This window comes from Gallaecimonas pentaromativorans (assembly GCF_003751625.1).
GTDB classification, from domain to species: Bacteria; Pseudomonadota; Gammaproteobacteria; order Enterobacterales; family Gallaecimonadaceae; genus Gallaecimonas; species Gallaecimonas pentaromativorans.
Genome location: NZ_RJUL01000004.1, coordinates 1 through 13,203, shown reverse-complemented (window position 1 = coordinate 13,203; position 13,203 = coordinate 1). Strand labels below are relative to the sequence as shown.

Below are 13,203 nucleotides of genomic sequence, written 5' to 3'. Positions count from 1 at the left end.
ATTACAACAACAGTTGTTTGACCTTCTCGCGGTAGGAACGCCCTACCCTCAGCTCGTCGCCGCTTTTAAGGCGCACCAGGTAGTCGGCGCTGGCCAGGTTGATCAGCTGGCCGATACGCTCGCGGTTGACGATGGCGCTGCGGTGGATGCGTACAAACCGGCGCGGGTCCAGCATCGCTTCCAGTTCTTTCATGGTTTTACGCATGATGTGGGTCACGCCCTTGGCGTGAATGCACATGTAATCGCCGGCGGCGTCTACCCAGTCGATGTCTTCCACCGCCACTAGGCTTACTTCCGAGCCGTCGCGAATAGCCAGTTGGCTGGCGTAATCGCCGGTGACCGCTTCGCCGCGGTCTAGGCGCTGCTGCATCTCGTCGATGCTGACCCCGGCAAGCTCCGCCAGGGCCTTTAACATGCGCGCTTCGCGCCGGGCCTGGTCACGCTGGCCAAGCTGCTCGTCGATGCGTTCAAGGCAGGCGCCAAGGCGCTCTTCGTCGATGGGCTTTAACAGGTAATCAAGGGCATGAAGCTCAAAGGCTTTGACGGCGTAGTCGTCATAGGCAGTGACGAACACCACCAGCGGCATGTCCAAATCCCGCTCCAGCATGGACTCAATCAGCTCAATGCCGGTCATGCCCGGCATCTGGATGTCCAGGAACATCAGCTCCGGTTTTAAGGTAGCAATGGCCTCAAGGGCGTCATGGGCACTGGAGGCCTCGCCTACCAGTTGCAGCTGTGGGCACTGGGCCAGCCTGACCTTGAGGCCTTGGCGGGCCAGCGGCTCGTCGTCAACGATAAGGGTTGTTATGGTCATTCTTCTGTCTGGTAGGGTATGCGTAAATTTACTGTCAGCCCTGATGGCTCGTGGGGTGACAAGGTAAAGGCAAAGTCGTCGCCGTACAGGGTGGCGAGGCGCTCGCGGCTGTTGGCAAGGCCGAGGCCGGTGCTGGTGCTCTTGCCCTGGCCAAGGCCGGGGCCGTCGTCAGTGATCTCCAGCAGCAGATCACTACCAAAACGTTTACCTAAAATCCAGATATTCCCGCCATCGAGCTTACCGGCCACCCCGTACTTGATGGCGTTTTCGATAATGGGCTGCAGGATAAGCGACGGCACCAAGGCCCCTTTGGCCTCATCTTCTATCTGCCAATGCACTTTAAGGCGGTCGGAAAAGCGGATCTCTTCGATGGTCAGGTATTTTTGCATGGCCCGCACTTCCTGCTCCAACGGCACCCGGCGAATGGGGTCGTTCTCCAGCGAGTAGCGCAAAAATTCTGCCAGCCCTCCCACCATGCGATTGGCGGTGTCGTTCTCTTTTACCATGATCAGGGTCGAGATGGCATTGAGGGTATTGAACAAAAAATGCGGGTTAAGCTGGTAGCGCAGTGCCTTTAGCTGCGCCTGTTGGGCGGCATTGGCCGCTTTTAGGGCCTTTTCGTTGAGAATTTGCAGCATCCGGTAGTACTTGATACCGAAATACAGGCAGCTCCAGGCCGCCAGAATAGGCACCGTTGCCACCACGTAGCCGTAATAGCCCGACCACGCATCCGGCGCCCGGTTGGGATAGAGCACCGCGTAGAAGAAGAAGTTACGCCCCAGCTGCCAGGCCATACCCACCACCAGGCAGGCAAGGATGGCGATGATGACAATGGTGCGGGGCTTGAAATTCCACACCCGCCGGTAGAGGTAGCGCAGCGGAATGGAGAGCAGCCAACCGGTGGCGCTTAAAAAGACGATATGCACCCAGTAGCGCCCGGGGCTGCCGGCAAGATAGTTGGAGATCCAGAAAAGTACCCCGTAGCTGAACCAGCCAAGGGTATGCAAAAACCAGAAGTAGCGATCGTGGCGTTCGCCAAACAGCGCTTTACCCACGTCCCGAGGGTCATCGGACAGGGTGCGTCTCATAAAAGGCTCCCACCACAGCGGCAGGAAAAATCAACAGAAGGCATGCAAGCTTGCCGGTAAGGGATCTGACGCAGAGGCTAATCGACCCCTGCCAGCGCCACAAGGCAGTGCTGCCATGCTTTGCGATAATGCGCAGCGTAAGCAAGGTAGCCCGCCTGCGGGTGGCGACACCAGCATTCACAAAGGTGGGCATAGATTGCGCACATGGCCAAAAGCCGCTCTGGTACCAGCACCTTGCCGGTGAGCGACCGCCAAGCGCTGCAAAGCCGCTGTGGCGCCAATTCGTGGCTGACCACAATGGCTGCCAGGTCGTAATAAGGGTCGGCAAGGCTGGCGTATTCCCAGTCAATCAGCCACAAACGCTCCCCTTGCCACAGGCAATTTTCGGGGTTCAAATCCACATGGGCGGGCACCTCCGGCAAGGGAGATGCCTCCACCAGCCGGTAGGCCAGCCAGGGGCCGTCGGTGGCGCCAAGGGCCAGGGCCCGCTCCCGAAGAGGCAATAAGGGTAACTTCGCCCCCTCAACGCCTTGCAGCCAGTTAACGGCTTTAAGGAGCGCAATGAGCCGCGCCGGGGTGTTAGCAGCGCCTGTTGGCGCATCGATAAAGCGGCTTAAGGCCCAATCGCCTTCTTGCCAGATAAGCGCCGGGCTGATGCCCGCTTCACTTGCCGCTTGCCACAGCTGGTGCTCGGCCTGGCGGTTAATACCGAGCTCAAGGGCGGCGCTGTTTTGCCTAAGTAGCGCCCTGCCCTCGATGCTGCTAAGCAGCCAGTGGCGGTTGGTAAGGCCGCCGGTAAAGGGCGTGCGGCTAGCCTGTTGCCAGGGCTCAGGTAAGTTGCAAGGCACGGCGCCAGCTCCAATACCCGGCGATGGCCATCAGCACATAGGCCACGAACAGCAGTGCGGTCATGGCCAAATCTTTTTGCAGGTACAGCCAGATGGACAAACCGTCGATGGCTATCCAATAGAGCCAGTTCTCCAACACCTTGCGGGTGACCATCCAAGTGGTTATTACCGCAAAGCAGCTAGTGGCAGCGTCCAGATAAGGAAAGGCGGCCTGGGTATGGGTGGCCATCAGGTGGCCCCAGGCCAGGGATAGCGCCGCCCCGGCGCCAATCACCTTAAGGTGCCAGCCAAGGGGGCGGCTATTGACCGGCAACTTGCCGCCGGCCGTGCCCTGGCGCCAGCTCCACCAGCCATAAACCGCCATGGCCATGTAATAGACGTTGAGCAGCGACTCGCTAAGCAGCGCCACGTCGTAGAACAGCCAAACGTACAGCAAGGTGCTGACCAGCGCCGCCGGCCAGCACCATTGGCTTTGGCGCATGGCCAGCCACAGGTAGGCAACGGCCAGCAGCACCGCCACGCCTTCAAGGGGCGAGGTGGCCTTGAGCTGCTCGATAACCGCCGCCACAAAGGCCGTCACGGGCGCAGATCCCCACCCAGGAATTTACAGACAAAGCTCGCCTTGCCCTCGGCGTGAAAGGCCTTCATCGCCTCCCCTACCACCTTGAGCACGGTATCGTAGGGGCCAAACACCTGGGTACTCATGGTGTTGGTGAGCACCGTCAGCTGAGGGTGGCGGTTAAGGGTGTCGATAAAGCCTTGAATAGGCGGAATGTAATCGTCCGCCAGGGGGTACATGGAGATCTCAACAGACAGGTTCATACAGGCTCCTTAAAAACGGTAAGTGGCGCTGGCGCCCACCACCCGGCCGTCGGCCAGCTGGTAATAGGGGTGTTCGGCGTAGCCGTCGGCCGGGTCGTTACCAAAGCCGCCAAAGCCGCGGGTGGCGTACTTGCGGTCAAAGAGGTTACGCCCGTACAGCGACAGCTCCCAGTGCTGGTGTTGCCAGGCCAGGTTGGCGTGCCAAAGGCTATAGGCCCAGGACTGCTCGTTGTGGGTGTCGGAAAAATAGTATTTATCCTTGCCTTCGTTCTCGACGGTCAGCAGCCAGTTGTCGCTAAGTTGCCAGTCGGCGGCCAGCGAGTACTGCCAGCGCGGCGCCTGGGCTTGGTCGCGCCCGTCAAGGCGCACGCCCTCGGCGTTCACAAAATCCTTATAGCGGGTTTTAAGCAGCCCCAGCGAGCCACGCAGGCGAAGGCTTGGCAGCAGCTGCCAGTCGGCCTCGGCTTCCAGGCCATAGTTGCGGCCGGAGGCGGCGTTGTCGAGGAAGTTCACAAACTCGGTGGAGCCGTCGTCGCGGGGCAGGGTCTGGTAGGTTTTGACCTGCATGTCGTCGCGCCACATCTGAAAGACGCTAAGCGCCACCGACAAATCGTCTTCAAGCCACCACTTGGCGCCCGCTTCGAGGTTAAGGGCGGTTTCGGTATCAAAGCTGCGTTTGTCGTCCGGCACCCCGCCCTCGGTATTAAAGCCGCCGGGTTTGTAGCCTCGGCTCAGGCCCAGGTAATAGAGGCCCGAATCAAGACTGTAGGAAAGGTCCACATTGGCGCCCCACAAGGTCTCGCCGTGGGCCAGCTGCAAAGGGTTGGAGTCGTGATAATCGGCGCTCCAGCGCTCAAGGCGGCCACCAAAATCAAGGCGCCAGCGGCTGGCAAGGGGCAGTGAAAGCTGGCCATACACCGCTTTGTTGTCACTGTTGATGTCGCTTTGAATGCCGCCGTAGGTGTAATCGCGCACCAGGGATTCGTCCTGGAATTTACCGTACAGCCCCAGCACCCAGTCGGCGTTGCCGAGCCGCCCCTCGGGGCTGGACACCAGGCGAAGGTCTACCACCTTGGTGTTGCGGTCGCGCTGGTAGCTGTCAAAGCTTTCGTAGTCGCCATAGGGGCAGTCGCGGCTTTGGCAATAACCGGGGTTGGACCAATCCTCGTCATAGCTATAAAGACTATCGGAGTGGCTGATGGTGGTGTTGAGCTCAATACGGGCCTTGCTCCAGCCGCTGTAGCTGAGCTTGGAGCCAAGGCCCCGGCTAAGCTGTTTGTCGCGCCCGGGCTGGTCGGAGAGCGTGGTGCGGGAGTTGTCGAAGCTAAAGGCGTCGTAGCCGTTGTTAACGTCGATAAAAAGGCCGGTGACATCCCACTGCCAGTCGCCTTGCTGGTAGCGCAGCTTCAGGCGGGAGGTATCTTCGTCGCGGTCATTGGTGGCTTTGCCTAAAAAGGCGTCGTGGTTGTCGCCGTCGCTCTTGTAGCTCGAGCCCGACAGCCGCGCCGACCAACTGCCCCCCAGGCCGCCGCCAATGGCCCCTTCCAGGCGATGGGCGTCGTGGTTAGCCAGGCTCACCCGGCCGTAGCCTTCGAGGGTATCGGTTGGGTCTTGGGTGCGAATGTTCACCAGTCCTGCCAGGGCGTTGGCGCCAAAGCGGGTGCCCTGGGGGCCGCGAAATACCTCCACCTGGCTCACGTCGCTGATAAGCCCGGCAAGGCCGAGGCCCGAAAAATCAAAGCCGTCGACCAACAGCCCCACCGAGGGGTTAACCGGGTCAACAAACTGGCTGCGCTCGCCAATTCCGCGAATTTGCAAAAAGCGGCCACGGCTGGCGCCACTTGCCACGTTGACGTTAGGCACTAACGCCAGGGCTTCGTCAAGAGCCTGGGTGTGGCGTTTTTCAAGGGTGTCGGCAGAGAGCACCGACACGGAGTCGGTAAGGTCGCTCAGCGCCTGGGCGCGAAAGTCCCCGGTCACCTGGATGCGTTCGATGATGTCGTCCGCCATGGCCGTGGTGCTGGCCAGCGCGAGCGCAATAAGAGACTTTTTGAACATGTGGACCTCTTTTATAAGAGATCCGGGGCGTGCGGCAGTTATGGCGGGCACCATCCCTACGCCGGTACGAGCCGGATCAGGTTCAAAGGGTCTGTCGGTGCACCGACATCTCAGGCCTTTTAGGCCTCCCCCTGGTGAAAATCGCGCTGATTGTAACGGGGCTGTCACAGGATGTCAGCCCCTTAACGCCAGTTGGTGGCGCTGCCACTGGCGAGCGGCCTTGGCCACCGGCCAAAAATGGCGTGGGTTTAGCGGGCCAGCATTGGCCCCAAAGGTTTGCCGCCCAACAGGTGCAGGTGGATGTGATATACCTCCTGGCCACCGTGGTCACGGCAGTTCATCAACAGGCGATAGCCGTCTTCGGCAACGCCGGCTTCACGGGCGATTTTGGCGGCCACCGTCATCATTCGGCCGAGGTAGGGCTCGTGCTCTTGGGCCATGTCATCGGCGGTGGGGATAAGGATGTTGGGCACCACCAGCACGTGCAAGGGGGCCTTGGGGTTGATGTCACGAAAAGCGGTGACAAGATCGTCCTGGTACAGGATATCGGCAGGGATTTCCCGGCGAATGATTTTGGAAAAAATGGTTTCTTCGCTCATCGTTGGCTCCTTAAGCGGCCTCGAAGACCATGCTAGACTGCATGGCAAATCCTTGAAAGTGCACGCCAATGATCGCCGCCATCCATTACGACATCAAGCCTGCTGATCTCAGCCGCCACCTGTTCGACGTGACCCTCAGCATCGAAGAGCCAGACCACCTGGGCCAGCAGCTGTGGCTGCCCGCCTGGATCCCCGGCTCCTACCTTATCCGCGACTTTGCCAAACACCTGCAGTGGATAGAGGCCAGCGACGAAGACGACACCCCCATAGCCGTGCAAAAGCTGGGCAAAGCCCGCTGGCAACTGGCGCCTTGCGAAGGGCCGGTCAAGGTGCGCTATCAGGTGTACGCCTGGGATTTATCGGTGCGCGGCAGCCACCTGGATGAAACCCATGGCTTTTTTAACGGCACCTCGGTGTTTTTAGCCGTCGCCGGCCAGGAAAACGAGCCGGTGACCCTGGATATCCAGCCCCCCGTCGAGGCGCCCCACTGGCAGCTCGCCACCGGCCTGACCCGCCAAAGCAGCGCCCCCTGGCACTTTGGCCGCTTTAGCGCCCAAGACTACGACGCCCTTATCGACCACCCGGTGGAGATGGGCGATTTCGAGGTGCTGAGCTTCGAGGCTTGCGGCATTCCCCACCATTTGGTGCTCACCGGCCACCATTATGGTGACAAAGAGCGGCTCAAGCGGGACTTGGCCGCCATCTGCGAAACCCAGTTGCAGTTCTTCGGCGCCCCCTACCCCTTTGACGAATACTGGTTTCTGACCATGGTCACCAGCGACGGTTACGGCGGCCTTGAACACCGCAACTCCACGGCGCTGATGATCCCCCGTTATCTACTTAACGGTAAGGATTACAACGACTTCCTGGCGCTGTGCTCCCATGAGTACTTTCACAACTGGAACGTAAAACGCATCAAGCCCCAGGCCTTCTTGCCCTACCAGCTCGAACGCGAAAGCCACAGCATTCAGCTGTGGGCCTATGAAGGCATCACCTCTTATTACGACGACTTAATGCTGCACCGCGCCGGCCTTATCGACGCCGCCGAATACTTAGACCGCCTGGCCACCACCCTCACCCGAGTAGCCCGAGGCCCGGGCCGCCTGGTGCAAAGCCTGGCTGATTCCAGCTTCGACGCCTGGACCAAGTTCTACCAGCAAGACGAAAATGCCCCCAACGCCATCGTCAGCTACTACACCAAGGGCGCCATCATGGCCCTGTGCCTGGATTTGACCCTTCGCCTTCGCTCCGAGCACAGCCTCAGCCTTGACGATGTTATGGAACGGCTCTGGGAAGACTTTGGCCGCCAGTGCCTCGGCACCGACGACACCAGCCACCAGCGCATTGCCGAGAGCCTGCTGGGCGAATCCCTGGAAAGCTTCTTTAACCAGGCGCTCCACGGCACCGAAGACTTGCCGGTACAAAAACTGTTGGCCGCCCTTGGGGTGAGCCTGCGCTTTAAGCCCGCCAGTGACGATAACGACACCGGCGGCAACCCCGGCAAGGCCCGCAGCGAACGCCTCACCCTTGGCGCCAAACTGGCCGACGCCGACGGCGGCATCAAGCTCCTCTCCGTTACCCACGGTAGCGCCGCCGACCAAGCAGGCCTTGCCGCTGGCGATGTGATAGTCGCCATCGACGGCCTTCGCGCCCGCCTTGGCAAGCTGCAAACCCAGCTCACCGCCATCGGCGAGCGCCCGGTGGAAGTACACGCCTTTCGCCGCGACGAGCTGATGACCTTTGACCTCACCCCCCAACCGGCCCCCCTCGACACCGCCGTGCTGGAGATCACAGACCCGGACCAACTCAAAGGCTGGCTGGAGCTGTAAGCCGCTGGCCTCGAGGAAAAAAACGCCGCAGAAGCGGCGTTTTTTATGGCGCAGTAGCTTACCCACACGGCCCAAACCGGCGGCGATAAATCCGCTACGAATGGTAAAGCTTATTTTTGCTGTAGAACCTGACATTGATATCCCACTCAGTCGGGCTGCGCACGTACTCGCCTCTAATTTGCGTTTTTACGACAAAACGCGGTGTCAGCGTGAAGCAAACATCCTCAGGACTGATTAATCCTGCGCTGTCGATGCGTTGCGAAAATTAGATTTTTGGTCACTCAGAAGATGGATAGAAGATGGATGTCCTTTATTTTTTCTTATTTTTTATTTTCTTATTTATCCAGCTTCAAGCGCCCTATCGACAGATTAGTTAAAGCGGCCTCTTGCTCCCTGGTTGGGGTTATTTTTGAGAAAGAAACCGCTTCAACAAAGGCAACAGCTGCAACTAAATAAAACAATGGTGACAGTTGCAAATACCAACAACCGGCGATGTGCAAGGCGGCGGCAAGCAAACCCAAAGGCAACCGCGTTTTAAAGTGATAAGGATACCCAGTAAATCGCGCAAAGATACCGATTAAGGCGGGCGGTATAACGAGCATGATCAACAAAAAACCATGCATCAAACCAATAAGATAAAATATAGCCGCTCCTGGGATAGCACCACCGATCCCACCTAAGAATGCCGCCAAGATATTTTCTTTATCAATCAGTTCTTGATAGGCACGCTTTAGTTCTATATCTGAATAAGACATCTTAATCCTTTAATTTTTATTTTAATCACCAATTACCACTTGGAATATCTCAAGTGTAAACATCATCAGCTATGCTGGAATGCTCATTTCCCACTGGCAACACTCAAAAAATGGGTGTCCTCTTTTTATTTTCCGGAAAACTTCCCAAAGTCGCCTTGATAGCCTGTATGAGAAAGCTCATCGTCATCCTCAATACTATGGTTAAAAATGGCGAGAAATGGAGCGAAAAGAGGCTTAATTCATTGACAGAACGCCACAGTCACTTGTTATGCTGCTTTTAATACTAGGCGCAACCTACTAGAAATGATACTACTCAGAAACAACTTCACAACCAAGTTGGTCGCATAATTTTACTTGTTCGTTTTCAATTTTTAATTCTTTCTTGGTGAAATGTTTGTAGTCTGTTCCGTTTCTATAAACAATAGAGTCTTCATCGATGTTGATTTCTGCATTTAGCGATTTTATAGACTTCCTAGGTTTGTATTTAGTTCGCAATACGTATTCTAGCCTTGCGTCCCACATATCCTGTGTGTAGTACGAATAATAGCTTTCTTTAAATTTCACATAGCTTTCCATTGAGGCACTTTCTTCACTAGAAGGAAAGCAACCAACCAATACTACTAAGAAAATCAAATATACGATTTTATTCATACTTGCTCTATTGCATAACGCCCGCCACAAGCGCGAGCAACAAAATAAAACGGGACACCCATCCCATCATGGCGAAGTTGCCTCGTGAAAACTAACCTTGAAAGACCCTTCTCTTGATAAAGGCTACGGCCATGACCCGTCCTCGTGCTGAACTGGTGTCGGTGAACGACACACCCTACTACCACTGCATTGGTCGTTGTGTTCGCCGTGCCTTTCTCTGTGGCAAAGACACTGTCACCGGCCAGGATTTCAGTCACCGCAAAGCCTGGGTGATGGAGCGGCTAAAGGTATTGCAAGCTGTCTTTACCATCGAGCTTTGTGCCTATGCGGTGATGTCCAACCATTACCACTTGGTGGTGCATGTGGATGCCAATAAAATAAAACGGGACACCCACCCCATCATGGCGAAATTGCCTCGCAAAAACTAGCCTTGATAGACCCCTCTCTTGATAAAGGCTCCGGCCATGACCCGTCCTCGTGCTGAACTGGTGTCGGTGAACGACACGCCCTATTACCACTGCATTGGTCGTTGTGTACGCCGCGCCTTTCTCTGTGGCAAAGACACCCTCACCGGCCAGGATTTCAGTCACCGCAAGGCGTGGGTGATGGAGCGGCTAAAGGTGCTGCAATCTGTCTTTACCATCGAGCTTTGTGCCTATGCGGTGATGTCCAATCATTACCACTTAGTGGTGCATGTGGATGCCAACGCCGTAGCGGTGTTAGACGATGACGCGGTAATGGCCCGTTGGGAGCTGCTGTTTGCTTTGCCGCTCCTCATCAGCCGCTATCGGGCCGGTAAGTTAACCTGTGAGGCTGAGCGGATGGTGGCGCGCTCACATATCGACAAGTTGCGTCAGCGCTTGTGTGACCTGTCCTGGTTTATGCGCTGTTTGAACGAGCATATTGCCCGTAAGGCCAATGAAGAGGACCACTGCAAGGGCCGGTTTTGGGAGGCGCGGTTTAAGTCCCAAGCCATTTTGGATGAAGCGGGCTTATTGGCCTGTATGGCTTATGTCGACCTCAACCCCCTTCGCGCCAAGATAGTGGATACCCCTGAAGCCTCAGCAGATGTGTCACTCTCAGCACGGCTTAATACTGACGACAGCAAGCCAGCGTTATTGCCTTTTGTTACCCAGTTTAAAGACAGCCCCAAAGGCATTCCTTTTGCACTGGCCGATTACTTGGCGCTGGTGGATTGGACAGGTCGGGCACAACGAGAAGACAAGCGCGGTTTCATCAGCCAAGAGACACCCGCCATTCTGGAACGCTTAGGCCTCGATGCCGACAGCTTCCTTATTGCCCTTGGCCAACACCAGCTTTCCCGTGGCTCTGTGATTGGCCATAAGCAGGCGCAAAGTGCCTACGCCAAAGCCCATCACCGACGACACGTGGTCGGTCCACCAATAAAAGCCGCTTAATCCCCTCATAGCCCCGCGCTCACAGACCTTCGGCCCCCGCTGACAATCCCGCTCGCCTCTAATTTGCGTTTTTAACAACAAAACGCGGCATCAGCGCGAAGCAAACACCCTCATGGCTGATTAATACCGCACTGTCGATGCAATTCGAAAACTGGGCGTTGGGTTACTCAGAAGATGGATGTCCCCTATTACTCTTCCTATTACTCTTATAGAGAAATTATTGCTAGCATTTTATTTTTCAAGATAGATCTTCCTAATCCAATTTTTTCATTTTCGTAAACAATATCCCAGCGGAGGCCAAAAGGTCCGGAAAAAGCTGCTTGCGATTGTTATTGTTTGCTGAGTTCAGGGCACAACTCATGAAGTTTTGAACTTGCCAATCGCACCATAATTTTATTGAAATTTTGAGCATACCTTTTAGCCCGCGTTATAAGCGCTTCATGGCTAGCGCAGTACTGCGAGTCAGCTCCAATCCAAAGCATATCCCATTTAGTATTTTTATAAATACATGAAGTAAGTGGAATGTCGAAGCCTGGGCGAGAAGGGCCAACTCCATCCGCTACAGCGATGAAGTAAATATTATTCACTTGAAACGCCTTTTCAGCAAGAGTGGCTGCGTTTTCTGGTTTGTAACTGTCCATTTTCAATTTAAAAGAGCAATCAGCAAAAGTCTTTGAAAAAACTAAAAACAGTAGAACCAAAACCAGTATTTTTTTCATGATTATATTAACGCTAATCCAAGAAGCGGCTTAGCTGTCCAGCGGAAGGCCGAAGGCACGGAGTAAAATTTGGTGCCTTGTTAAACGCTCGCATACCAACCATACCCTGCGACAAGCAAGCATATAAACATAAACACCAAATACGGAACTATAGAGATTTTTACCAACTGCATTTTTGGCTCTTCTCCAATATAGTCCTGGCGCTTAGCTATAATAGGCAACAAATAATAGTAAATAAGACTACCTACCCCCAAGATTGAAAGGGAACCTTTTAAAACTGTTAGCTCGCCAATATAAAAACAAAAAGAAAAGCCAGCAATAGAGATGACGATACTCAGTACAATTGCGGCTATATACCTTGGACTGGGTTTCCCACCTATCAATATTAGCATTGAGAGATACCTGCACGTTTAACGCCGCGCTCTGCGGCAAATTTGGAGCAATAAAAAATAAAAAAAATAAAACGGGACAAATAAAACGGGACACCCATCCCATCATGGCGAAATTGCCTCGTGAAAACTAGCCTTAAAAGACCCCTCTCTTGATAAAGGCTCTGGCCATGACCCGTCCTCGTGCTGAACTGGTGTCGGTGAACGACACGCCCTATTACCACTGCATTGGTCGCTGTGTTCGCCGCGCCTTTCTCTGTGGCAAAGACACCCTCACCGGCCAGGATTTCAGTCACCGCAAGGCGTGGTGACGGCGCTGCCCCCAACCGCACAGCCTGCTGGTCAGCCCTGCGCAGCTCTACTGGTTTTAGTCACACTGGTTACTGGTGAGTCAAACTTGTCCGGGACCTGACACTTAGTCTAGTTTTATGGCCTTCATTTCGTCATTCACCCAATAAACCAAAGCCCCGCCGCCCACAGACTGCCTTAATTGAATAAAGCCTAACACACCTCTTTTTATTGAATAAAAAAACTCAACAGGAACGATGTTACTTTTGTTCATACTTTCAGACTCAACACTAATGACAAAATAAATTGAGTTATCTAAAAAACCAGCCTGAAATCTCCCTTTATTTTTAAAGATAAGTTTTCCTACACTCCAACTTTGGCGCTCCCCTTTAAATCCTTGGGGTAAGCAGAAGTTGAGCAGACCACTAACCAAGCAGTTGATATCCCCGTCAAAATTTTGGATTCTATATTCTGTACCTAAACCATTACTGTAAATCAGGCTCTTTTTCGAGTTAATAAGTATCTCGTTTATTTCAAAGCCGGGCTCCAGCTTTCCTGGGCTATGACTACTCTCATTAACAGTAAAACTCCTATATATATAATCTTTGGCCTGAACAGGCAAAGCATATAAAAGGACAAAAACAAAAAACCAAAGTGTTTTAGGCATTAATATTTCCCCGGATATAAAAATTTCAGCCATTTATCGGTTCGCGTTTCCTTATCTTCCCTCTGCTGCCATTGTGATTCATTGTTTAGAGGGTTGGTAAATAAAACGTAAATAAAACGGAATAAAACGGGACACCCATCCCATCATCGGAATAAAACGGGACACCCATCCCATCATGGCGAAATTGCCTCGTGAAAACTAGCCTTGAAAGACCCTTCTCTTGATAAGGGCTCTGGCCATGACCCGTCCTCGTGCTGA

The 13,203-nt window shown here is 54.6% G+C and carries 15 protein-coding genes and 1 riboswitch; of the genes, 4 read left to right on the top strand and 11 right to left on the bottom strand.

Features of this window, described 5'->3' with window-relative positions; translation table 11 throughout:
- Position 1: 1 nt before the first annotated feature.
- The 7 genes from EDC28_RS08035 to hinT all read right to left on the bottom strand — a co-directional run bounded on the left by EDC28_RS08035 (position 2) and on the right by hinT (position 6,229).
- Positions 2 to 814: a LytR/AlgR family response regulator transcription factor gene (locus tag EDC28_RS08035; RefSeq protein WP_050658010.1), complete on the bottom strand. Its 813-nt coding sequence runs from the start codon at positions 812 to 814 to the stop codon at positions 2 to 4.
- Positions 811 to 1,902, bottom strand: a complete 1,092-nt coding sequence (locus EDC28_RS08030) for a sensor histidine kinase (RefSeq protein WP_050658009.1) — start codon at positions 1,900 to 1,902, stop codon at positions 811 to 813. The genes EDC28_RS08035 and EDC28_RS08030 overlap by 4 nt, the downstream gene beginning before the upstream one ends.
- A gap of 77 nt (positions 1,903 to 1,979) precedes the next feature.
- On the bottom strand, positions 1,980 to 2,750 hold the full coding sequence (locus tag EDC28_RS08025; protein ID WP_170164065.1) for a choline/ethanolamine kinase family protein: 771 nt from the start codon (positions 2,748 to 2,750) through the stop codon (positions 1,980 to 1,982).
- Positions 2,731 to 3,330, bottom strand: a complete 600-nt coding sequence (gene pnuC / locus EDC28_RS08020; RefSeq protein WP_050658007.1) for a nicotinamide riboside transporter PnuC — start codon at positions 3,328 to 3,330, stop codon at positions 2,731 to 2,733. The genes EDC28_RS08025 and pnuC overlap by 20 nt, the downstream gene beginning before the upstream one ends.
- On the bottom strand, positions 3,327 to 3,572 hold the full coding sequence (locus EDC28_RS08015; protein WP_050658006.1) for a hypothetical protein: 246 nt from the start codon (positions 3,570 to 3,572) through the stop codon (positions 3,327 to 3,329). Before EDC28_RS08015 ends, pnuC begins: the two co-directional genes overlap by 4 nt.
- A 9-nt stretch (positions 3,573 to 3,581) precedes the next feature.
- Positions 3,582 to 5,630, bottom strand: a complete 2,049-nt coding sequence (locus EDC28_RS08010) for a TonB-dependent receptor (RefSeq protein ID WP_123421254.1) — start codon at positions 5,628 to 5,630, stop codon at positions 3,582 to 3,584.
- Positions 5,631 to 5,666: 36 nt separating this feature from the next.
- Positions 5,667 to 5,772: riboswitch (TPP riboswitch) on the bottom strand.
- Between the two features lie 106 nt (positions 5,773 to 5,878).
- Positions 5,879 to 6,229: a purine nucleoside phosphoramidase gene (hinT, locus tag EDC28_RS08005; RefSeq protein ID WP_050658004.1), complete on the bottom strand. Its 351-nt coding sequence runs from the start codon at positions 6,227 to 6,229 to the stop codon at positions 5,879 to 5,881.
- 68 nt (positions 6,230 to 6,297) lie between these two features.
- Here hinT and EDC28_RS08000 point away from each other — a divergent pair, with 68 nt between their 5' ends.
- Positions 6,298 to 8,058 carry a M61 family metallopeptidase gene (locus EDC28_RS08000; protein WP_123421253.1) on the top strand — a complete coding sequence of 587 codons (1,761 nt, stop codon included), beginning with the start codon at positions 6,298 to 6,300 and terminating at the stop codon, positions 8,056 to 8,058.
- A gap of 335 nt (positions 8,059 to 8,393) precedes the next feature.
- Here EDC28_RS08000 and EDC28_RS07995 read toward each other — a convergent pair whose 3' ends face one another.
- Positions 8,394 to 8,813, bottom strand: coding sequence for a hypothetical protein (locus tag EDC28_RS07995; RefSeq protein ID WP_123421252.1), 420 nt, complete (start codon positions 8,811 to 8,813; stop codon positions 8,394 to 8,396).
- Positions 8,814 to 9,122: 309 nt separating this feature from the next.
- Positions 9,123 to 9,464 carry a hypothetical protein gene (locus EDC28_RS07985; protein ID WP_148049822.1) on the bottom strand — a complete coding sequence of 114 codons (342 nt, stop codon included), beginning with the start codon at positions 9,462 to 9,464 and terminating at the stop codon, positions 9,123 to 9,125.
- A gap of 131 nt (positions 9,465 to 9,595) precedes the next feature.
- Between EDC28_RS07985 and EDC28_RS07980 the strand changes: the two genes are divergently transcribed.
- A complete protein-coding gene (locus EDC28_RS07980; protein ID WP_244946565.1) occupies positions 9,596 to 9,892 on the top strand; it encodes a transposase in 297 nt (98 codons plus the stop codon).
- A 36-nt stretch (positions 9,893 to 9,928) separates the two neighbouring features.
- Positions 9,929 to 10,882 (top strand): transposase, encoded by a 954-nt coding sequence (locus EDC28_RS07975; RefSeq protein ID WP_123421250.1) that lies wholly within the window; start codon positions 9,929 to 9,931, stop codon positions 10,880 to 10,882.
- A gap of 329 nt (positions 10,883 to 11,211) precedes the next feature.
- Here EDC28_RS07975 and EDC28_RS19975 read toward each other — a convergent pair whose 3' ends face one another.
- Positions 11,212 to 11,601, bottom strand: coding sequence for a hypothetical protein (locus EDC28_RS19975; protein ID WP_148049821.1), 390 nt, complete (start codon positions 11,599 to 11,601; stop codon positions 11,212 to 11,214).
- 559 nt (positions 11,602 to 12,160) lie between these two features.
- Between EDC28_RS19975 and EDC28_RS07965 the strand changes: the two genes are divergently transcribed.
- Positions 12,161 to 12,301 carry a hypothetical protein gene (locus EDC28_RS07965; protein ID WP_244946564.1) on the top strand — a complete coding sequence of 47 codons (141 nt, stop codon included), beginning with the start codon at positions 12,161 to 12,163 and terminating at the stop codon, positions 12,299 to 12,301.
- Between the two features lie 104 nt (positions 12,302 to 12,405).
- On the opposite strand, the gene EDC28_RS07960 is transcribed toward EDC28_RS07965, so the two are convergent.
- Positions 12,406 to 12,978 carry a hypothetical protein gene (locus EDC28_RS07960; protein WP_123421249.1) on the bottom strand — a complete coding sequence of 191 codons (573 nt, stop codon included), beginning with the start codon at positions 12,976 to 12,978 and terminating at the stop codon, positions 12,406 to 12,408.
- Positions 12,979 to 13,203: the final 225 nt, after the last annotated feature.

Excerpts from the sequence above, each read along its gene's own strand:
- EDC28_RS08030 (WP_050658009.1), bottom strand. The coding sequence starts at position 1,902 with ATGAGACGCACCCTGTCCGATGACCCTCGGGACGTGGGTAAAGCGCTG.
- hinT (WP_050658004.1), bottom strand. The coding sequence starts at position 6,229 with ATGAGCGAAGAAACCATTTTTTCCAAAATCATTCGCCGGGAAATCCCT.
- EDC28_RS08000 (WP_123421253.1), top strand. The coding sequence starts at position 6,298 with ATGATCGCCGCCATCCATTACGACATCAAGCCTGCTGATCTCAGCCGC.
- EDC28_RS07965 (WP_244946564.1), top strand. The coding sequence starts at position 12,161 with ATGACCCGTCCTCGTGCTGAACTGGTGTCGGTGAACGACACGCCCTAT.
- EDC28_RS08015 (WP_050658006.1), bottom strand. The coding sequence starts at position 3,572 with ATGAACCTGTCTGTTGAGATCTCCATGTACCCCCTGGCGGACGATTAC.
- EDC28_RS19975 (WP_148049821.1), bottom strand. The coding sequence starts at position 11,601 with ATGAAAAAAATACTGGTTTTGGTTCTACTGTTTTTAGTTTTTTCAAAG.
- EDC28_RS08010 (WP_123421254.1), bottom strand. The coding sequence starts at position 5,630 with ATGTTCAAAAAGTCTCTTATTGCGCTCGCGCTGGCCAGCACCACGGCC.
- EDC28_RS07980 (WP_244946565.1), top strand. The coding sequence starts at position 9,596 with ATGACCCGTCCTCGTGCTGAACTGGTGTCGGTGAACGACACACCCTAC.
- EDC28_RS08035 (WP_050658010.1), bottom strand. The coding sequence starts at position 814 with ATGACCATAACAACCCTTATCGTTGACGACGAGCCGCTGGCCCGCCAA.
- EDC28_RS07960 (WP_123421249.1), bottom strand. The coding sequence starts at position 12,978 with ATGGCTGAAATTTTTATATCCGGGGAAATATTAATGCCTAAAACACTT.
- EDC28_RS07985 (WP_148049822.1), bottom strand. The coding sequence starts at position 9,464 with ATGAATAAAATCGTATATTTGATTTTCTTAGTAGTATTGGTTGGTTGC.
- EDC28_RS07975 (WP_123421250.1), top strand. The coding sequence starts at position 9,929 with ATGACCCGTCCTCGTGCTGAACTGGTGTCGGTGAACGACACGCCCTAT.
- EDC28_RS07995 (WP_123421252.1), bottom strand. The coding sequence starts at position 8,813 with ATGTCTTATTCAGATATAGAACTAAAGCGTGCCTATCAAGAACTGATT.